Annotated in this window: 15 protein-coding genes; 3 read left to right on the top strand and 12 right to left on the bottom strand. The window is 67.5% G+C overall.

Annotated elements, in window-relative coordinates:
- The first annotated feature begins 87 nt into the window (after positions 1-87).
- The 3 genes from RT655_RS03185 to RT655_RS03175 are packed head-to-tail and all read left to right on the top strand — an operon-like array spanning position 88 to position 8,006.
- Positions 88-2,274, top strand: a complete 2,187-nt coding sequence (locus RT655_RS03185) for a BamA/TamA family outer membrane protein (RefSeq protein WP_313534939.1) — start codon at positions 88-90, stop codon at positions 2,272-2,274.
- Positions 2,274-6,491, top strand: a complete 4,218-nt coding sequence (locus tag RT655_RS03180; RefSeq protein ID WP_313534938.1) for a translocation/assembly module TamB domain-containing protein — start codon at positions 2,274-2,276, stop codon at positions 6,489-6,491. Before RT655_RS03185 ends, RT655_RS03180 begins: the two co-directional genes overlap by 1 nt.
- A 51-nt stretch (positions 6,492-6,542) precedes the next feature.
- On the top strand, positions 6,543-8,006 hold the full coding sequence (locus RT655_RS03175) for an NAD(P)/FAD-dependent oxidoreductase (RefSeq protein WP_313534937.1): 1,464 nt from the start codon (positions 6,543-6,545) through the stop codon (positions 8,004-8,006).
- Here the strand turns inward: RT655_RS03175 and RT655_RS03170 are convergent.
- From RT655_RS03170 to hppD, 12 genes are all read right to left on the bottom strand, one after another.
- On the bottom strand, positions 8,003-9,220 hold the full coding sequence (locus RT655_RS03170; RefSeq protein WP_313534936.1) for an FAD-dependent oxidoreductase: 1,218 nt from the start codon (positions 9,218-9,220) through the stop codon (positions 8,003-8,005). The genes RT655_RS03175 and RT655_RS03170 overlap by 4 nt on opposite strands.
- A 17-nt stretch (positions 9,221-9,237) precedes the next feature.
- Positions 9,238-9,690 (bottom strand): MaoC family dehydratase, encoded by a 453-nt coding sequence (locus tag RT655_RS03165; protein WP_313536889.1) that lies wholly within the window; start codon positions 9,688-9,690, stop codon positions 9,238-9,240.
- Entirely contained in the window at positions 9,687-10,151 is a 465-nt protein-coding gene (locus RT655_RS03160) for a GNAT family N-acetyltransferase (protein ID WP_313534935.1), read from the bottom strand. Before RT655_RS03160 ends, RT655_RS03165 begins: the two co-directional genes overlap by 4 nt.
- Entirely contained in the window at positions 10,148-12,076 is a 1,929-nt protein-coding gene (locus RT655_RS03155) for an acetyl/propionyl/methylcrotonyl-CoA carboxylase subunit alpha (protein WP_313534934.1), read from the bottom strand. Before RT655_RS03155 ends, RT655_RS03160 begins: the two co-directional genes overlap by 4 nt.
- A gap of 126 nt (positions 12,077-12,202) precedes the next feature.
- Entirely contained in the window at positions 12,203-12,514 is a 312-nt protein-coding gene (locus tag RT655_RS03150; RefSeq protein ID WP_313534933.1) for a DUF3088 family protein, read from the bottom strand.
- A complete protein-coding gene (locus RT655_RS03145) occupies positions 12,511-13,038 on the bottom strand; it encodes a nuclear transport factor 2 family protein (protein ID WP_313534932.1) in 528 nt (175 codons plus the stop codon). Before RT655_RS03145 ends, RT655_RS03150 begins: the two co-directional genes overlap by 4 nt.
- A gap of 3 nt (positions 13,039-13,041) precedes the next feature.
- Positions 13,042-13,470 (bottom strand): endonuclease domain-containing protein, encoded by a 429-nt coding sequence (locus RT655_RS03140; RefSeq protein WP_313534931.1) that lies wholly within the window; start codon positions 13,468-13,470, stop codon positions 13,042-13,044.
- Between the two features lie 77 nt (positions 13,471-13,547).
- A complete protein-coding gene (locus RT655_RS03135; protein ID WP_313534930.1) occupies positions 13,548-15,149 on the bottom strand; it encodes a carboxyl transferase domain-containing protein in 1,602 nt (533 codons plus the stop codon).
- A 6-nt stretch (positions 15,150-15,155) separates the two neighbouring features.
- Positions 15,156-16,310 (bottom strand): isovaleryl-CoA dehydrogenase, encoded by a 1,155-nt coding sequence (locus tag RT655_RS03130; protein WP_313534929.1) that lies wholly within the window; start codon positions 16,308-16,310, stop codon positions 15,156-15,158.
- On the bottom strand, positions 16,307-16,675 hold the full coding sequence (locus RT655_RS03125; protein ID WP_313534928.1) for a Rieske (2Fe-2S) protein: 369 nt from the start codon (positions 16,673-16,675) through the stop codon (positions 16,307-16,309). The genes RT655_RS03130 and RT655_RS03125 overlap by 4 nt, the downstream gene beginning before the upstream one ends.
- A 200-nt stretch (positions 16,676-16,875) precedes the next feature.
- Complete coding sequence (gene hmgA, locus RT655_RS03120) at positions 16,876-18,153, bottom strand: homogentisate 1,2-dioxygenase (RefSeq protein ID WP_313534927.1); 1,278 nt, start codon at positions 18,151-18,153, stop codon at positions 16,876-16,878.
- A gap of 268 nt (positions 18,154-18,421) precedes the next feature.
- Complete coding sequence (gene hppD, locus RT655_RS03115; protein ID WP_313534926.1) at positions 18,422-19,462, bottom strand: 4-hydroxyphenylpyruvate dioxygenase; 1,041 nt, start codon at positions 19,460-19,462, stop codon at positions 18,422-18,424.
- Positions 19,463-19,500: the final 38 nt, after the last annotated feature.

Below are 19,500 nucleotides of genomic sequence, written 5' to 3'. Positions count from 1 at the left end.
GAACGAAAGAAGCGGGGAGCCAAATCGTCATCGGGCCGTTACGGGAGTGGGAGGGCCGGATACAATCGCGGTTCCCGAAGGAGGCGCGTGGGTAAAGGGGTTCGGGTGGTTTGGGTCGCGGCGCTGGCCGGGGCGGGGTTCGTGCCAGCAATTGCGCATGCCCAGCTGAACGATCCCAAGCCGGGGCAGGGTGCACCGCAATCCCGGCAGGATGCTACCGCTGCCGACCCGCAACAGGCTGCGCCGATCGTTACCGACAAGGCGTTCGAGGACGCGCTGCCCAAGCTGAGCGACGATATCAACGCGCCGCTGGAACCGCTTGGCGGGTTCCAGAAGCCGGGGACCGCGAAGCCGAACGCTGCCGCCTCGCCCGTGCAGACCGCGCCCGGCACGCCGCCGCAGCAAACCCCCATGGTCGTCGACGAGCAGGGCTTCGCCGCGGCAGGCCCCGAAGCGCCCGAAATGGCGGCACCCCTGCCGCCGCTCGCCGAGTTCAAGGTGGAACCGGTCGCCGACGTCGCCGACGACAGCGAAAAGGCGCCCACGATCCGGTACACGACCGAGGTGGACGGGCTCGCCGAATTGCGGCTCGACGACGAATTCCGCAGTCTTTCCGCGCTCCAGCACGGAAAGGGGAAGGCAGGCAATGCCGCGATGGTCACCGCCCGTGCGCGCGAGGATGAGAAGCTCGCGCTGCGGCTGATGAAGTCGCTCGGCTATTATGACGGCACCGCGTCCTCCTCGATCGCGCAGGATCCGCCCAACTCGGGCAACCTCCGCGCGACGATCATCGCCTCGCCGGGCAAGCTGTATCGGCTGGGCTCGGTGCGGATCGAGAGCGATCCCACCGTCCCGTCGGGGCTGCTGGACCGCGAGCTCAACCTCAATCCGGGCGACCCGATCCAGGCCGATCGCGTGCTGGGTGCAGAGGCCAATGTCTCGCTGCGCATGCCGCAGCAGGGCTATCCCTTCATCGCGCTGGGTCAGCGCGACATAGTCCTCGATGATGCGACCCACACCGGCGACTATACCCTGCCGGTAACGCTGGGTCCGCGCGCCAGCTTCGGGGCGATCCAGACGGCCGGACGCCGCCAGGTGTTCACGCCGGAGCATATCGATATCTTCCGCCGCTACCGCGAAGGGCAGATCTACGACAGCCGCAAGGTTGACGACTTGCGCCAGGCGCTGATCGCGACCGGGTTGTTCTCCACCGTCTCGGTGGAGCCGCAGCGCACCGGCAAGCCGGGGCCGGACGGCACCGAGCAGGTCGACCTGCTGGTGCGCCAGGTCGCGGGCAAGGCGCGCACGCTTGCCGGAGAACTGGGATACAGCACGGGCCAGGGCATCAAGGCACAGGCGAGCTGGGCGCACCGCAACCTGTTCCCGCCCGAAGGCGCACTTACCGTCAGCGGCATTCTCGGAACGCAGGAGCAGGCGCTGACCACCACCTTCCGCCGCTCCAACGCCGGCAAGCGCGACCGTACCTTTCTCGTCACCGCGTCGCTCAATCACCAGGATTATGACGCGTTCGAAGCGTTCACGAGCACGTTGTCCGCGCGCATCTCGCGCGATTCCACACCGATCTGGCAGAAGCGCTGGACCTATTATTACGGTGCCGAACTCGTCGGGTCGAACGAAGACCGGTACAATTACAGTCTGGGAAAGCGCGATCGCGGCACGTGGCTGATCGCCGCGATCCCGACGTTCCTCGGCTATGACACATCGGACGACCTGCTCAACCCGACGCGCGGCTATCGCATCAAGGGCAATCTGAGCGCGGAAACCTCGGTGCGTGGGTCTGTTCGCCCCTATGCCAGGATGATGCTGGAGGTCGACGGCTACTACCCGATCACCAGCAGCATCGTGCTGGCCGGCCGGGCGCGCGCGGGGTCAATCAGCGGCGTGTCGCGCGACGACCTGCCGCCCTCGCGACGCTATTATGGCGGCGGCGGCGGCTCGGTCCGCGGCTTTGGCTATCAGGAGCTGGGCCCAAGGTCGCCCGATGACAAGCCGGTTGGCGGCCGTTCGTTCAACGAGTTCGGGATCGAGGCGCGCTATCGCTTCGGCAATTACGGCATCGTGCCGTTCCTTGATGCCGGTCAGGTCTATGAAGCTACGGCGCCGACCGGGCGCAACCTGCGCTTCGGCGCAGGCATCGGCGGGCGGCTCTACACGAACTTCGGCCCGCTGCGCGTCGACGTCGCAACACCGATCGCCCGCAAGAAAGGCGAGTCGAAGATTGCGCTCTACATCTCGATCGGACAGGCATTCTGATGGTGGACGACGTGCCTGAAACCGAGACCGTCACGGTCGTGCGTACCGGAAAGCCGCTTTGGATGAAGATCGCCCAGTGGGTGGCGCTCGGGCTGGTGTCGCTCGCCGCGCTGGCGGGGCTGGCGGTGCTGGGGCTCGACACCCAGCCGGGGCGGCGGTTGATCACCGATCAACTCGGCCGGCTCAAGCTCGAATCCGGGCTTGGTTTCCGCATCGGCCGGATCGACGGGTCGATCTATGGCGGCATGGTGTTGCGCGACGTCCGCGTGAGCGACACCAAGGGCGTGTTCGCCACCGCGCAGGAGATCAAGCTCGACTGGCGGCCGCTTTCCTATCTCAAGAAGCGCATCGATATCCGCAATCTGGAGAGTCCGGAAATCCGGCTCGCGCGGCTGCCGGAACTCAAGCCCTCTGGCGATCCCAACGCGCCGCTGCTCCCCGATCTGAACATCGACATCGCGCGGCTGAACGTCGCGCGGATCGATATCGCACCAGCGGTGGACGGTCAGCGCCACATCGCGCAATTGCGCGGTTCGGCGCATCTCTCGGACGGGCGCGCGCAGCTGGTTGCAGATGCGGGCACGATCGCAGCGCGCGGCGTCGCTGGCGGGGACCGGATGACCCTCAAGCTCGACGCGGTACCCCAGGCCAATCGCCTCGACATCGACCTTCGGCTGAACGCCCCGAAGGGCGGCCTCGTCGCCGGTCTCGCCAAGCTCCAGGCGCCGTTGATGGCGAGCGTACAGGGTGCGGGCGACTGGAAGCACTGGGCCGGCAAGGGCGTCGCGACGCTTGGCGGCGGTAGCCTCGCCGATCTTGACGTGACCGCGGATAATGGCCGTTTCCAGATTCGCGGCATGACCCATCCCGGGCTGTATCTGCAGGGGCCGGTCGAGCGGCTGACTGCGCCCGGCCTGCGGCTTGATACCGATTTCCGCTGGGCGGACCGCAAGGCCGACGGCGTGATCAAGCTCAGGTCGGATGCGCTATCGGCGCAGGCGCAGGGCCTGGTCGATCTCGGCAACAACCAGTTTCACGGCGTCCATGTCGACGCGCTGCTGCTCAAGCCGGGGACGATCGCACCCAAGCTGGTCGGGCGATCGGTGCGCGCTTCGCTGGCGCTGGAAGGCGCCTTCGCGACGCCGATGGTCGATTACAAGCTTTCCGCCGGCGCGATCGGCTTCGGCGAGACGGTAGTCGAGCAGCTCTACGCTGAAGGCCGCGCGCGGGTGGATTCCGATCGCATCCTCGTGCCGGTGCGTGCGAGGGCGGCGCGCGTCTCCGGGCTCAACGCCGCCGCGGGCGGGCTGGTCACCAACGTCACGGTGAATGGCGATATTGCCATCTCGGGCAGCCGCATTCTTTCCGACAATCTTCGGCTGAAGTCCGACAAGATCGACGCCACCGCCATCGTCGCCGCCGACATGGCGACAGGCCGCTATACCGGCGCGCTCAAGGGCCGGATCAACGACTATACCGTCGCAGGCGTGGGCGTGGTCGATCTCAATACCGATGCCGAGCTCTACACGGCGCCCGGTGGCGGCTGGGGCATTCGCGGCAAGGTGGCGGGCCGGTCACGGAAGCTGTTCAACGAGGGTGTCCGCAACTTCCTGGGCGGCAACACGGTCGCGTCCGCCCGTCTCAACCTCGATCCCAAGGGCGTGATCGGTATTGCCGACGTCCGGCTGCGTGCACCGCAGTTCCGTGTTTTGCGCGGGCAGGGGACCTATGACCCCGCTGGCGCAATCCGGCTCACCGCGGATGCCGTATCCAATCAATATGGACCGCTCAGTGCCCGCGTCACCGGCACGCTCAACGCGCCGCAGTTGCTGCTTCGTGCCGAAAAGCCAGGGTTGGGCGTGGGCCTGGCCAAGGTCGAGGCCAAGGTGGTCGGTCGCGGCGATGCCTATGCGGTCACTGCCACGGGCGAGAGCAATTACGGGCCATTCAACGCGGATGTGCTGGTCCGCACCGGCAAGGCATTGGCGATCCAGGTCAACGCCGCGCGGTTCGCCGGCATGGACATTGCCGGCCAGCTCCAGCAGACACCCGCGGGGCCTTTCGCGGGTCAACTGACGTTCCGCGGATCGGGCGTGGATGGTCTCGCGACGCTGGGCGCCGAAGGCAAATATCAGCGGGCCGATGTGCGGGCCACGGCCGCGAACGCGGCCATCCCTGGCGTCGCCGAACTGACCATCGGTCGCGCGATCGCCAATGCGAGCATCGTGCTGGCAGACCAGCCGCAGATCGTCGCCGACGTGCAGATCGCCAACCTCAAGCGCGGCGAGTTCCTGCTGCGCACCGCGCGCGCCAAGATCGATTATCGCGGCGGCAATGGCACGGTGCAGGCGGTGGCCAGTGGCTCCTCTGGGGTAGCGTTCGACGTCGCGCTCAATGGTCGGATGACGCCTACGCTATGGACGGCGGCGCTCCAGGGCCAAGCGAGCGGCGTGAAGTTCCGCACGCCCCAGGTTGCACGGATCGCCATCGAGAACGGCACTTACCGTCTGTTGCCGACCCAGATCGACTTCGATCAGGGCAGTGTTCGCCTCGCTGGCCGCTATGGCGACGGGACGGTGCTGCAGGCGCGTCTCGACAAGCTGGACCTGGCGATCATCAACGCGTTCGTACCCGATCTTGGCATCGGCGGGACTGCGACCGGCAGCCTCGACTTCGCCCAGACCTCGGCCGATGCTTTCCCGAGCGCCGACATGCGGTTGGAGATCGACGATCTCACTCGCTCCAGCCTCGCTCGCGTCTCGACCCCGGTGCACATCAGCATGGTCGGCAAGCTGCTGCCCGACGGCGGCGACCTGCGCGCGCTGATCCGCCGCGGTACCGAAACCATCGGCCGTGTCGTCACGACGCTGCGGCCGCTCGGTGCGGGGGCGGGGACCTGGACGGAGCGATTGATGGCGGCGCCGCTCTCCGGCGGCATCCGCTACAATGGCCCCGCGGCGCTTCCCTTTGCGTTTGCTGGGCTCTCCAACCAGCAGCTTACCGGCGCGATCGGGATGGCGGCAGATTTCAGCGGCCGGGTCGATCGCCCGCAGCTCAATGGTGTGGTGCGCGCTGACAACCTGACCTATGACAATGAGGGCACTGGCACGCGGCTGATCAACCTCAAGATCGACGGCCAGTTCTCCAACGATGCCTTCGTGCTCAACCAAGCGACCGCGCGCGCCGGCGACGGCAGCGTGAGCGCCAGCGGCCGGGTCGGCCTGTCCTCGGCGGACGGCTTCCCGATGGCGATCAACGTCAAGCTCGACAATGCCCGGCTGGCGCGCAGCGAGGCGCTGGGCGCGACGGCGAGCGGCACGCTGACCATCACCAAGAGCGCCGACGTCCAGAAGATCGAAGGCCAGATCAACATTCCAGAGGCGAACTACCAGATCATCCGCCAGGGTGCCGCCGAGATCCCCGAACTGACGGGCGTGCGGCGCAAGGGCGATATCGATCCCAACCAGCAGGCGCAGGCGAAGAAGCCGGCGCGCGCCTTCGGCAATTTCGATCTCGCCATCCGTGTCCGCGCCGACAATCGCCTGATGGTCAGCGGCATGGGCCTCGAGTCCGAATGGCAGGCGAACATCACCATCGGCGGCACGACGCTCGCTCCGCAGATCCGCGGCACGATGGAAGTGGTGCGTGGCACCTACAGCTTTGCCAGCCGCCGATTCGAGCTGACCAAGGGCATCATCAGCTTCCAGGGCGCGGAGCTGACCAACCCGACGATCGACCTCTCGGCGAACACCACGGCGGAAGGCGTGACGGCGATCCTCAACATCACTGGCACCGCGCAGAAGCCGCAGATCGCCTTCACGTCCAATCCCGCCCTGCCGCAGGACGAGGTGCTGGCGCGGCTGTTCTTTGGCACCAACGTGACGAACCTGTCCGCCACCGAGGCAATTCAGCTGGCGGCGGCGCTTAACTCGTTACGCGCCACCGGGGGCGGGCTGAACCCCCTCGGCCAGCTCAAATCAGCAACCGGTATCGACCGTCTCCGTGTGCTGGGTGCCGACGACACCACTGGTCGCGGAACCTCGCTGGCGGCGGGCAAGTACATTACCAACAATATCTATATCGAGATCATCACCGATGCCCGCGGCTTCACCGCGACGCAGCTGGAGGTATCGCTGTCACGGGCGCTCAGCGTCCTGTCGCAGACGAGCTCGTTCGGAGGTTCGGGTGCAACGCTGCGCTACTCGCGGGATTATTGAGGTGGCGCGGCTCCGATAGTCGTGCAACCATGCCTCCCGGAGAGGCATAAGATGCGCGAACATTTCGACGTGCTCGTCGTCGGTGCGGGGATCTCGGGGATCGGCGCGGGCTATCATCTGCAAACGCAGAGCCCCGGCCGTACCTATGCGATCCTTGAAGGGCGCGAGCGGATGGGGGGGACGTGGGACCTGTTCCGCTACCCCGGCATTCGCTCGGATTCCGACATGTACACGCTCGGCTTTCCGTTCCGGCCATGGACCGATGCCAAGGCGATCGCCGACGGCGACGCGATCCTGCGCTATCTGGCGGACACTGCGCGCGAATTCGGAATTGACCAGCACATCCGCTACCGGCACAAGGTCGTGGCTGCCGCTTGGTCGAGCAACGAGGCGTTGTGGACGGTCACCGTCGAGGCAGGCGGCCAGATCCGTCAATTCAGCTGCAGCTTTCTGTTTCTCTGCTCGGGCTATTACAACTACGACCGGGGGCATCTGCCGGCGTTTGCAGGTCGCGAGAACTTTCACGGTCGCATCGTCCACCCGCAATTCTGGACGCCGGACATCGACTATGCCGGCAAGCGTGTTGTGGTGGTCGGGAGCGGGGCGACGGCAGTTACGCTGGTACCCGAGCTCGCTCGCAAGGCTGCGCACGTGACGATGCTGCAGCGCTCACCCAGCTATGTCGTCTCCCGCCCCTCGCAGGACCGCATTGCCGGCTGGCTGCGGCGGGTCCTTCCGGCCAAGACGGCCTATGGCCTGACGCGGTGGAAGAATGTGCTGCTTGGCCAGTATTTTTATGGCCTGGCGCGCAAGCATCCCGCCAAGGCCAAGGCACGGCTGGTCGAGATGGTCCGCGGCGAGCTCGACCCCGGCTATGACGTCGCCACCCATTTCACGCCAAGCTATGCGCCCTGGGATCAGCGGCTTTGCCTCGTGCCCGATGCCGATCTCTTCGCGGCAATCCGTGCGGGCAAGGCCGATGTTGTCACCGATCATATCGATCGGTTCACCCCCGACGGGCTCAAGCTGCAATCAGGACGTGAACTGGCAGCCGACCTGGTGGTCACGGCCACCGGGCTCGAAGTTCAGCTGATGGGCGGCGTGCCGGTGACGGTGGATGGCGAGGTGGTCGATTGGTCGCAGCGGCTGACCTACAAGGGCATGATGTTCTCGGGCGTGCCGAACTTCGCGATCGCATTCGGCTACACCAATGCCAGCTGGACCCTGAAGGCGGACCTGACCGCGCGTTATGTCACGCGCTTGTTGGCGGCGATGGCAAAGCGCGGCATGCGCCAGGCGACCCCACAGCCTTCTGCGCCGGTCGAGCCGCAGCCCTTTCTCGATTTCACCTCGGGCTATGTCCAGCGCGCTGTGCACCTGTTGCCGCGCCAGGGCCATCGCAAGCCCTGGCGGGTCCACCAGAGCTACACGCGCGACCTCTTGGCGCTCAAATATGGCGGGATCGACGACGACATGGTCTTCTCCAATCCCGAGCCTGCCAGGAAGGCCGCCTAGCCGAGCAGCGCACGCGCCGCGGCGACGCCGGTCTTGTAGGCGCCGTGCACGGTGGAGAATTCGGTGGCCGAGCATGCCTCGCCAGCGAAGCGGAGACGGGGATCTAGCGGGGTCGCCAGTATCTGCCGGGCCGAGGCCCGGCCGGGCAGGGCATGGCTGTAGCCACCGCGGATGTGCGTCTCCCGGCTCCAGGCCGATCCCGCGAGCAGCCGCAGCCGTTTGCGCCATTGGCCGCCGAGCAGCCCGCACAATTCCTCGATCGCGAAGTCGGCCGCGCCCTGCAACCCGCGCGTGGCCATCTCCCGGGCGCCTTCTCCGCCGAACATCGCTTCGATGATTGGCCGGCCGAACGGGCGCAGCGTATAGGTGCCGGTGAGGACGCTGCATGGATCGCCGAGCAGATGCGCATTGGCTTCCAGCGCGTCGGCGCCTTGGTCGATCGCGAGAAACAGCTTGTCGGCGAGGCCCAGCGGCAGCGCGGCTGCGGCATGGAGCACCTCATCATGGCCGGCAAGGCCGATATCACCCCGGGCCAGGATATCCGTCGAGACGGTGACGATCGCCTGCGCCGCCTCCAGCGTGCCGCGCGGGGTCTGCAGCTTGAGCCGCGTGCCGGAGCCGTCGATCGCGGTGATCGGCGTGGCGAGCGCGGTGCGCAGGCAGCCCGCCTGCGCCGTCACCAGCGCGCCATAGCCGGCGGGCACGCGCCAGTCGGTCTCCGTCGCCGCATCCTCGTAGGCGAGATAGTCGGCGATGGAGAGCTTGGCGGTGTCGACGCCGTTGACGAAGCCGCTGATCGCATCGATCCAGGCGCTCCATGCGCTGTCGGGCACCAGCGCCGCCCCCGCGCGGTCGCCGGGCGGCGGATCCTTGCGCAGCCGCGTCTCGAACGCGTCATAGGCCCCGGCGGCGTCGCGCTGCTCGGCCTCCGAGAAGCCGAGTTCGCGCCACTGCTCGCGCCATCGCGGCAGCGTCTGGTCGAGTTCGAAGCCGTGCAGCGCGGCGATCTCGACCCACGGGTTGTGCTCGGCCGAATGGAGCCAGCCGGCGCCGAGATCGAGCGGCATGCCGTCGATATGCTCGGTCCGCGCCCGCCCGCCGAGGCGGGTGTCCGCCTCGACCAGCAGCACGTCCTTGCCGGCATCGGCCAGCGTGCGGGCGGCTCCGATGCCGGCGGCCCCGCCGCCGACCACGATCACGTCGAATGGTTGCATGCCCTGCCAAACGCGCGTCAGGCCGAACGGCTGCGCAGCAACGCCGATCGCAGGCACTCGCAGACCAGTTCATCGCGCTGGTTGTGCATCTGGTGCCGCCAGGTGACGATGCCTTGGCCGGGGCGCGACTTGCTGGGGCGCAGCTCCACCACCTCGGAACTAGCGCGCAGCGTGTCGCCGAGGAACACCGGCTTGGGCATCACCAGCTTGTCATAGCCGAGATTGGCGACCAGCGAGCCTGCGGTGGTGTCCGCCACGGTGACGCCGATCATCAGGCTGAACGTATAGGTGCCGTTGACCAGGATCTGCCCGAATTCGGAGGCGCGGGCCGCCTCGGCATCGAGGTGCAGCGGCTGGGTGTTGTGGGTGAGCGCGGTGAACAGAAGATTGTCGGTCTCCGTTACCGTCCGCCGCAGCGCATGCTCGATGCGGTCGCCCAGCTGCCATTCGTCGAAAAAGCGTGCCATCAGCCTTGGTCCTGATCGAGCTTGAGCTTGAAGCCGTAGTGGCTCTTGGTCCAGCCGAGCTTCTCGTAGAAGCGGTGCGCATCGACGCGGTCACGCATCGAGGTGAGCTGGACCATTCGACAGCCCCGGGCGCGGCACTCCGCTACCGCCCATTCTATCATCTGCCCGCCAAGTCCTTGACCGCGAACGGACGCCGCGATGCGAACCGCCTCGATCTGGCCGCGCCAGGCGCCGCGAAAGGCAATGCCGGGGAGGAAGCTCAGCTGCATCGTGCCGATCACCTCGCCGTCGCGCTCGGCGACGACCAGCCGCTGGTTGGGATCGCGATCGATATCGGTGAACGCCATCTCGTAGCGCGGATCGAGCGGCAACGAGGCGTCCTCGCGCCCGCGGCTGAGGTCGTCATCGTCGAGCATCGCGACGATGGCGGGGAGGTCGGCAAGGGTGGCGTCGCGGAAGATCATGCGGCTTTCTCCACGCGCACGAGCAGCGTGCCTTCGGTGACCTGGCCGCCGGCGCTGACCGGCAGTTCGGCGACGGTGCCGTCGAACGGCGCGGTGAGCGCATGTTCCATTTTCATCGCCTCCAGCGTGACCAGCCGCTGGCCCTTGGTGACCTGCGCGCCGGGGGCAACGTCCACCGCCGTGATGCGGCCGGGCATAGGGGCGAGCAGGGCGCCGTCGCCGGCTGCCGCACCGCTGGTCGGGCCGACCCGCGGCACCGACGCGAGGAAGGACAGGCCGTCATCGTTCACCGCCACCCCATCGGCAACCGGCTCGGCAATGACCGCAGCCCTCCGCCAGTTGGCCGGCAATTCGGTGACGTGGACCTTCCCGTCGACGGCTACGGCGACGCGGCGGTTCTGTGGGGCATTCAACCGGAAGCCGATTGCGCCGCGCCACGGATTGGGCTGGCCCCCGCCTAAAAGGTCGTCGTCCAGACCTGACAGCATGGTGGGTGCGCCATGATACTCCTGAACGAGCACTGCCGCAGCGGCCTGCCTGATCATGTCCTCGGTTGGCTCCGCGGGCGGAAGCAGCACGTCGCCCTTCTCAGCGATAAAGCTGGTATCGATGCGAGCGGCGCGAAAATCCTCGTCATCCAGCGCTCGCCAGAGGAAGGGAGCGTTGGTCTTGACCGGGAAGATGTCGGTCGCGGCGCATGCCTCAGCGAGCGCGTCGCAAGCTTCGACGCGGGTCTCGGCATGCACCACGATCTTGGCGATCATCGGATCGTAGAAGCCAGTGATTTCCGCACCTTCATCCACGCCCGTTTCGTAGCGAACGTCCGCCGACGGGCGGAAAATCTCCAGTCGCCCCACGCTGGGGAGGAACCCCTTGGCCGGATCCTCCGCATAGAGCCGCGCCTCCATCGCCCAGCCGTGGATCGCCAGCTCGTCCTGCCGCTTGGGCAGCGGCTCGCCGCTCGCCACGCGGAGCTGCCACTCCACGAGATCCTGCTCGGTGATCTCCTCGGTCACCGGATGCTCGACCTGGAGCCGGGTGTTCATTTCCATGAACCAGATGCGATCGGCCCGCAGGCCTTCGCTGGCGTCGGCGATGAACTCGATTGTGCCTGCGCCGACATAATCGACCGCCTTGGCCGCGCGCACCGCCGCCGCGCAGATCGCTTCGCGCGTCTCGGCGTCCATGCCGGGGGCGGGGGCTTCCTCGATCACCTTCTGGTGGCGCCGCTGGAGCGAGCAGTCGCGCTCGAACAGGTGGACGACATTGCCGTGCGTGTCGCCGAACACCTGCACTTCGATGTGGCGGGGCGAGAGGACGTATTTCTCCAGCAGCACCCGATCGTCGCCGAAGGAGGAGGCCGCCTCGCGCTTGCAGCTGGCGAGCGCGTCGGCGAACTCGGCAGCGCTTTCCACCCGCCGCATGCCCTTGCCGCCACCGCCCGCGACCGCCTTGATCAGCACCGGATAGCCGATCGCATCGGCCTCGGCCTGGAGCCGCGCGGGGCTCTGGTCCTCGCCGAGATAGCCCGGCGTGACCGGCACGCCCGCCGCGATCATCCGCGCCTTGGCGGCGTCCTTGAGGCCCATCGCGCGGATGCTGTCCGGCTTCGGCCCGATCCAGACCAGCCCGGCGGCGAGCACCGCCTCGGCGAAGTCGGCATTTTCGGAAAGGAAGCCATAGCCGGGATGAATCGCCTCGGCGCCAGTCGCCTTGGCCGCCGCGATGATCTTCTCGCCGACCAGATAGCTTTCGCGCGCCGGGGAGGGGCCGATATGCACGGCCTCGTCCGCCTGGCGGACGTGGAGCGCGTTCGAGTCGGCGTCCGAATAGACCGCGATTGTGCGCAAACCCATCGCGCGGGCGGTGCGGATGATGCGGCAGGCGATTTCGCCGCGATTGGCGATGAGCAGCGATTTCAGCATTATAAGCGCTCCCGAACCGCGCAAACTTCACGAAGTTCGCGCATGTCGATGAAGAAAATAACGGTGGGTTGCGGTTCGCTGGCCATGGCCGAGCCTAGGCAGATTCCGCGTGTGTAGGACAGCCCGTCACGGATGACGCTCCGGAAAGCCGTGGCGGGTGTGGAGCGCGGCGAGCACGCCCTCGATGTCGTTGGCGAAGCCGCCCTCGGCAAAGGCGAGCGCGGGGAGTTTCTGGTTTTCCTCGCCCAGCCGCGCCGCCACCGCGGCGCGCGGGCGCGGCCAGGCGACGCGGACCACGTCGATGTTCGCGGCGCGCTCCGGGAAGCTGGCGAGCAGGCCCTCCACGGTGATGCAGTCCTTGCAGTAGAAGCGACGGTCGCCGCCATAGGCCGGGTCGGCCCAATCGGTGTCGAGCACGAACAGCGTGTCGCGGCTCATGCCGGGCAGCCCGCGGTGCGCGAGGTCCAGGCCAAGCTGGCGATCTTCCAGCCGCCGTTCTCGCGCACCAGGCTGACATGGTTGGTGCCGCAGTGATGCACCTTGCCGTTCAGCCGAAAGACGTACGGCGCCCACACCATCGCCATGTCGCCGTCGATTTCGACCGCGGGGCTGGAGATGCGCTCGTCGAAAGTCTCGGGGCCGGGCTGGAAGCGGGCGAGCAGTTCGGCGTTGGTCAGGGCGCGCACGGTGCTGGGTCCATCGGCAGCGTCGGTAACCACCGTTGCGCTGGCGCTCGGGAGGAGGACGGCGCCGATCGTACCGGCATCGCGCGTGTTGATCCCGCCGAGCAGCTTGTCGACCGTCGCGAGCACGGCCCGCTCGTCGCTGCCGTCGGGCGGGGCGAGCGGGTTGGCGGGCGGCAGCTTGGCGGGCGACGGCACACTGCGCGGCGGATTTGCAGAGGGCGGCGGCAGGCCGGCGGTCTGCGGGGCCAGGGTGATGGCGAGGAGGGTGAGGAGCATGGTTCAGCCTTCAAATTCCTCCCCGGAACGGGGAGGGGGACCGCCGGCCGAAGGCCGGCGGTGGAGGGGATGCCGCGCCCGGCAGGCGCGAACGATGTGAATCAGGACGGCGTCGAGGTCTCGCAGAATCTCGCTGGCGGGAATGCGAAGCGTTGCGAAGCCGCGATGTTCGAGGCTGCTATCGCGGCGAGCGTCACGTTCCGGCCGGTCGCCCCGTGCATGGGCCTCGCCATCTACCTCGATCGCAAGCCGCGCCTCCAGGCAGGCGAAGTCGATCCGATAGCCGAGCTGGGGGTTCTGGCGGCGAAACTTGAAGCCCCCCGGGCGCTTGCGCAGCTGTTGCCAGAGCAAAACTTCCGGCAGTTCCAGCTTGGCGCGATCCTGGCGGGCCTGTTCCACCGCGCGCCGGGGCGTGCGGAGGATTCCGGGCATTTCCCCTCCACCACGCGGCTGTGCCGCGCGGTCCCCCTCCCCGTTCCGGGGAGGAATTGGAGGGGCCGCGTCGCCGCTCACATCCGGAACACGCCGAACTGCGGGCGCTCGGGGATCGGCGCGTTGAGCGTTGCCGCCAGCGCGAGGCCGAGCACGTCGCGGGTCTGCGCCGGATCGATGATGCCGTCGTCCCACAGCCGCGCGGTGGCGTGCCAGGGGTTGCCCTCGTCCTCGTACTTCTGGCGGATCGGCGCCTTGAACGCTTCCGCTTCCTCCGGCGACCAGCCCGCGGCATCGCGGTGGACCGTCGCCAGCACGCTCGCCGCCTGCTCGCCGCCCATCACGCTGATCCGGCTGTTCGGCCAGCTGAACAGGAAGCGGGGCGAATAGGCCCGGCCGCACATGCCGTAATTGCCCGCGCCGAAGCTGCCGCCGATCAGGATGGTGAGCTTGGGCACAGTCGCCGTCGCCACCGCCGTCACCAGCTTTGCGCCATGTTTCGCAATGCCTTCCGCCTCATACTTGCCGCCGACCATGAAGCCGGAGATGTTCTGGAGGAAGAGCAGCGGGATACGCCGCTGGCAGGCAAGCTCGATGAAATGCGCGCCCTTTTGCGCGCTTTCGGAGAACAGCACGCCGTTATTGGCGAGAATCGCGACCGGCATGCCCCAGATATGCGCGAAGCCGCAGACCAGCGAGCTGCCGTAGAGCGCCTTAAATTCGTGGAACTCGGAGCCGTCGACCAGCCGCGCGATCACCTCGTGCACGTCATAGGGCGCGCGGACGTCGGCGGGGAGGATGCCGTACAGCTCCTCCGGCGCATATCTGGGCGGGCGCGGGTCCTTCAGCGCCACATCGGGCACGCGGTCGGCCGGCAGGTGGCTGACGATGTCGCGGACGATGGTCAGCGCGTGCTCGTCATTTTCCGCCAGATGATCGACCACGCCCGAGCGGCGGGCATGGAGGTCGCCGCCGCCCAGGTCTTCGGCGCTGATCTCTTCACCCGTTGCCGCCTTCACGAGCGGCGGGCCGGCGAGGAAGATCGTGCCCTGATTGCGGACGATCACGCTCTCGTCGGACATGGCGGGGACATAGGCGCCGCCCGCGGTGCAGCTGCCCATCACGCAGGCGATCTGCGGGATGCCTTGGGCGCTCATGTTCGCCTGGTTGAAGAAGATGCGGCCGAAATGATCCTTGTCCGGGAACACCTCGGCCTGGTGCGGCAGGTTGGCGCCGCCGCTGTCGACCAGATAGATGCAGGGCAGGCGGTTGGCCTCGGCAATCTCCTGCGCGCGGAGATGCTTCTTCACCGTCATCGGGTAATAGGTGCCGCCCTTCACGGTGGCGTCGTTGCAGACGATCATCACCATCCGGCCCGAGACGCGGCCGATGCCGGCGATCACGCCCGCACCGGGGACTTCGCCGTCATAGAGGTCGCAGGCGGCGAGCTGGCCGATCTCGAGGAACGGGCTGCCGGGATCGAGCAGCCGCTCGACCCGCTCGCGGGGGAGCAGCTTGCCGCGCGCGACATGCTTGGCGCGCGCAGACTCGCTGCCGCCGAGCGCCGCCTGCGCGACATCGGCGCGGAGCGTCTCGGCGAGCGCGCGGTGGTGCGCCGCCTGGGCGCGGAACTGGTCGCTGTCGGGGTTGACCTGCGTGGGAAGAACTGGAGCAGACATCGTAGGTTACGCCGCTCCCAGCAATTCGCGGCCGATCAGCATGCGGCGGATTTCGTTGGTCCCCGCGCCGATGTCGAGCAGCTTGGCATCGCGCAGGAAGCGTTCGACCGGCCAGTCCTTGGTATAGCCGGCGCCGCCCAGCGCCTGCACCGCCTCGCCGGCGACGCGGAAGGCGTTCTCGCTGGCGAGCAGGATCGCGCCGGCCGCGTCGAAGCGCGTGGTCTTGCCCGCATCGCAGCTGCGCGCCACGGCATATACGTACGCGCGCGCCGAGTTAAGCGCGACATACATGTCGGCGATCTTGGCCTGCATCAGCTGGAAGCTGCCGATCGCCTGGCCGAACTGCTTGCGCTCGCGCAGGTACGGCAGGACCACGTCGAGGCACGCCTGCATGATGCCGAGCTGGATGCCGGCGAGCACCGTGCGCTCATAGTCCAGCCCGCTCATCAGCACCGCGACGCCGCCGTTGAGCGGGCCCATCACGTTCGCTTCGGGCACTTCGCAATCGGTGAACACCAGCTCCGACGTGGGCGAGCCGCGCATCCCCATCTTGTCGATCTTCTGGCCGATCGCGAAGCCCGGCATGTCCTTCTCGATCAGGAAGGTCGTGATGCCGCGCGAGCCTTCCCCGGTCTTGGCATAGACGACGAGGGTGTCGGCATAGGCCGCATTGGTGATCCAGAATTTGGTGCCGTTGAGCACATAGCCGCCCTGGACCTTCTCGGCCTTGAGCTTCATCGAGACGACGTCCGACCCCGCGCCCGCCTCGGACATCGCCAGGCTGCCGACATGCTCGCCCGAGATCAGCTTGGGGAGGTACTTGGCCTTCTGCTCGGCATTGCCCCAGCGGGCGATCTGGTTGACGCAGAGGTTGGAGTGCGCGCCGTAGCTGAGGCCGACCGAGGCCGAGGCACGGGCGACTTCCTCGCACGCGATGACATGTTCGAGATAGCCGAGGCCGAGGCCGCCGTCGGCTTCGGGGACGGTGATGCCGTGCAGGCCCAGCTCGCCCATCGCGGCCCAGAGCTCGTTGCGGGGAAACCAGTCCTCGGCGTCGATCCGCGCGGCGAGCGGCGCGATCTTGTCGCGGGCGAAGCGCGCGGTGGTGTCGCGGATCATGTCGGCGGAATCGCCGAGGGCAAAGTCGAAGTCCGGGGTCATGCTTGTTCCTCTCCAACGGTCACGATCATGCCGTCGATTGTTGTCACGGGCCATGGAAGCAGTCGCGCGCCGACGCAAGGGCCGCCGACGCACCGGCCCTCCTCCACGGTGTAGAGCGCGCCGTGCCAGCTGCACTGGATATGGGTGGCGTCGGGGGTAAGATAGGCGTCGAGCTGCTGGGTCAGCGGCACCGGCATGTGGGCGCAGCGATCGACATAGCCGAAGACTTGGGCACCGCGGCGGACGACAAAGCCGTGAAAGCGGCCGGCGCGCATCTCCAGCACGAAGTTGCGGGCAGTGCCGTCGGGGATCAGGGCCAGCGGGCCGAGCTTCACGCCGGCGGGGGTGGCGGTGAGGCGGTCCACCTACCTGCCTCCCCCTTGACGGGGGAGGCCGCGAGACTTGGCAGCTTGCTGCCTAGTCGCAGCGGGAGAGGGTGAAGCGGCGCAGCGCGCCGCGCGATTTGCGCGCGCAAATCGCCCCCCTCTCCAAGCTGCGCTAGGCGCTGACGCGCCAAGCTTCGCTATCCTCCCCCGCAAGGGGGGAGGAGCAACAGGGCAATGCTTCACGGCAGCTGTGCCTTGGGGAAGCCCTCCCAAACCGCGTCATAGTCCGGCTGGGCGTGGTCCAGCGCATGCTCGGTGGGGCGGTAGGGCCAGCAGGTCTCGACCATGAACGCCATGGTGCCGTCGATCTTGTGCGGCTTGAGCTCGGCATTGCTCGCCCCGCGCCAGCTGGCGACGTCGGGACCATGGCCGGCCATCAGGTTGTGGAGCGAGAGGCCACCGGGCGCGAAGCCCTCCGCCTTGGCGTCGTAGGCGCCGTGGATCAGCCCCATCGCCTCGCTCATCACGTTGCGGTGGAACCAGGGCGGGCGGAACGTGTCCTCCGCCACCATCCAGCGGGGCGGGAAGATCACGAAATCGGCGTTCGCGCGGCCGGCCACGGTGCTGGGCGAGGTGAGGACGGTAAAGATCGACGGGTCGGGGTGGTCGAAGCTCACCGTGTTCATCGTGTTGAATCGGGCGAGATCATAGCGATAGGGCGCGAGATTGCCATGCCATGCCACCACGTCGAGCGGGCTGTGCGGCAGGGTGGTTATCCACAGACTCGCCAACGACTTCTGCACAAGATGGAACGCGTCGTCGCGATCCTCGAACCAGGCGGCGGGGGTCTCGAAGTCGCGCGGGTTGGCGAGACCGTTGGCGCCGATCGGGCCGAGATCGGGCAGGCGGAAGGGCGCGCCGTAATTCTCGGCGACATAGCCGGTGGCGCTGCCCTCGGGCAGCAGCACGCGGAAGCGGATGCCGCGGGGGATCACCGCGATCTGGCCGGGGGCGATGTCGATCCGGCCGAGCTCGGTCAGCAGCGCCAGCGCGCCGGCCTGAGGGATGAAGAGCAGTTCGCCGTCCGCGTTGACGAAGGCGCGCGTTTCCATGTCGCGATTGGCGGCGTAGCGGTGGACGACCACGCCCTCCAGATCGGCGGGATCGCGGGTCGTCAGCATCGTCTCCATGCCGTCGATCCAGTCGACCGGCGTGGGCGGAGCGGGGATCGGGTCCCAGCGCAGGCGATTGGGCGCGAGCGGCTTGGCCGGGGTGTGCGGCGAGAAGCGCGGCGCACCGTCATAGGGCCGGTATGGCGGATGCTCGGCGCTGGGGCGGAGCCGATAGAGCCAGGAGCGGCGGTTCTCGGCGCGCGGCGCGGTGAAGGCGGTGCCGGAGAGCTGCTCGGCGTACAGGCCATAGGGCGGACGCTGCGGGCTGTTGCGGCCGATCGGCAGCGCGCCGGGCACGGCCTCGGTGGAGACATGGTTGCCGAAGCCGGGGAAATACTGGGTCATGCGGGTGGCATCCTACTCCATTCTCCTCCCCCTTGACGGGGGAGGATAGCGTAGCTTGCCGCTTCTGCGGCTAGCGAAGCTTGGAGAGGGTGAGCGGCGCGGGACGCGCCGCGCGATTTGCGTTGCAAATCGCCCCCTCTCTCCCACTGCCTTCGGCAGCGGGCCCCTCCCTCCCCCGCGAGGGGGGAGGGGGTTTTTCGAGGAATGGGGCCGGGGTATGCCGTGCTGTTCCTGCGGCGGCACCCCCGGCTCTCCCTCTCCAACCTCGTCAGGCGTCGACCTTGATCACGCCGCGGCGGATCTGGTCGAGCTCGATGCTCTCGAACAGCGCCTGGAAATTGCCGTTGCCGAAGCCTTCATTGCCCTTGCGCTGGATGATCTCGAAGAAGATCGGGCCGAACATCGTCTCGGTGAAAATCTGGAGCAGGATGCCCTCGTTGTTCTCCACCGACCCGTCGAGCAGGATGCGGTTCTTGCGCAGGCGCTCGACATCTTCGCCGTGGCCGGGAACGCGCTTGTCGATCAGCTCGTAATAGGTCTCGATCGTGTCCTGCAGCCGGACGCCACGAGCGCGCAGGCGCTCGACCGTGTCGTAGATGTCGTCGGTGGTGAGGGCCAGGTGCTGGATGCCTTCGCCGTTATATTCGCGGAGGAATTCCTCGATCTGGCTGTTGTCGTCCTGGCTCTCGTTGAGCGGGATGCGGATCGCCTTGTCGGGCGCGATCATCGCCTGGCTGAACAGGCCGGTCGCCTTGCCCTTGATGTCGAAATACTTCTGCTCCTCGAAGCCGAAGAGCGTGCGGTAGAACTCGCTCCACACCCGCATCTGGCCGCGGCGGACATTGTGAGTGAGGTGGTCGAGCAGGTCGAGCCCGACGCTGTTCTCGGCTTCGGCTTCACGCCAGCCGGGGAACTCGGCCCAGTCGGCATAGAGGTCGGTCTCGTCCTGGATGAAATAGAGGTACGAGCCGCCGATGCCCTGGATGACGGTGTCGTCCTCATCGGTAGGCTTGCCGCCATGGGCGAGCGCCCATTCCATCGCCTTTTTGGGGTCCGAGACGCGGAACGCCATCGCGCTCGCCGACGGGCCATGCTCGCCGCGGAAGGCAGCGACGCGGCCGGCATCGTCGCGGTTGAGCATCAGGTTAATGCGGCCCTGCTTGTAGCGGGTGATGTTCTTGCGCGGATGGCGATGGGTGGGGACGAAGCCCAGCTGCTCGAACTGGCGCGCCATCGCGTCCGGATCGGGCGAGGTGAACTCGACGAACTCGAAGCCGTTGAGGCCGAGCGGATTGGCGGTATCGGTCATGGCGACCTGATACCCCAACTTCCGATTTAGTGTCAATT

It is taken from the genome of Sphingomonas sp. (genome assembly GCF_032114135.1).
In the GTDB taxonomy this organism is placed as follows: domain Bacteria; phylum Pseudomonadota; class Alphaproteobacteria; order Sphingomonadales; family Sphingomonadaceae; genus Sphingomonas.
This window is presented reverse-complemented; position numbering and strand designations above follow the sequence as displayed.

Coding starts and splice junctions, on each gene's coding strand:
- RT655_RS03180 (WP_313534938.1), top strand. CDS start 2,274: ATGGTGGACGACGTGCCTGAAACCGAGACCGTCACGGTCGTGCGTACC.
- RT655_RS03175 (WP_313534937.1), top strand. CDS start 6,543: ATGCGCGAACATTTCGACGTGCTCGTCGTCGGTGCGGGGATCTCGGGG.
- RT655_RS03170 (WP_313534936.1), bottom strand. CDS start 9,220: ATGCAACCATTCGACGTGATCGTGGTCGGCGGCGGGGCCGCCGGCATC.
- RT655_RS03160 (WP_313534935.1), bottom strand. CDS start 10,151: ATGATCTTCCGCGACGCCACCCTTGCCGACCTCCCCGCCATCGTCGCG.
- RT655_RS03155 (WP_313534934.1), bottom strand. CDS start 12,076: ATGCTGAAATCGCTGCTCATCGCCAATCGCGGCGAAATCGCCTGCCGC.
- RT655_RS03150 (WP_313534933.1), bottom strand. CDS start 12,514: ATGAGCCGCGACACGCTGTTCGTGCTCGACACCGATTGGGCCGACCCG.
- RT655_RS03145 (WP_313534932.1), bottom strand. CDS start 13,038: ATGCTCCTCACCCTCCTCGCCATCACCCTGGCCCCGCAGACCGCCGGC.
- RT655_RS03140 (WP_313534931.1), bottom strand. CDS start 13,470: ATGCCCGGAATCCTCCGCACGCCCCGGCGCGCGGTGGAACAGGCCCGC.
- RT655_RS03135 (WP_313534930.1), bottom strand. CDS start 15,149: ATGTCTGCTCCAGTTCTTCCCACGCAGGTCAACCCCGACAGCGACCAG.
- RT655_RS03130 (WP_313534929.1), bottom strand. CDS start 16,310: ATGACCCCGGACTTCGACTTTGCCCTCGGCGATTCCGCCGACATGATC.
- hmgA (WP_313534927.1), bottom strand. CDS start 18,153: ATGACCCAGTATTTCCCCGGCTTCGGCAACCATGTCTCCACCGAGGCC.
- hppD (WP_313534926.1), bottom strand. CDS start 19,462: ATGACCGATACCGCCAATCCGCTCGGCCTCAACGGCTTCGAGTTCGTC.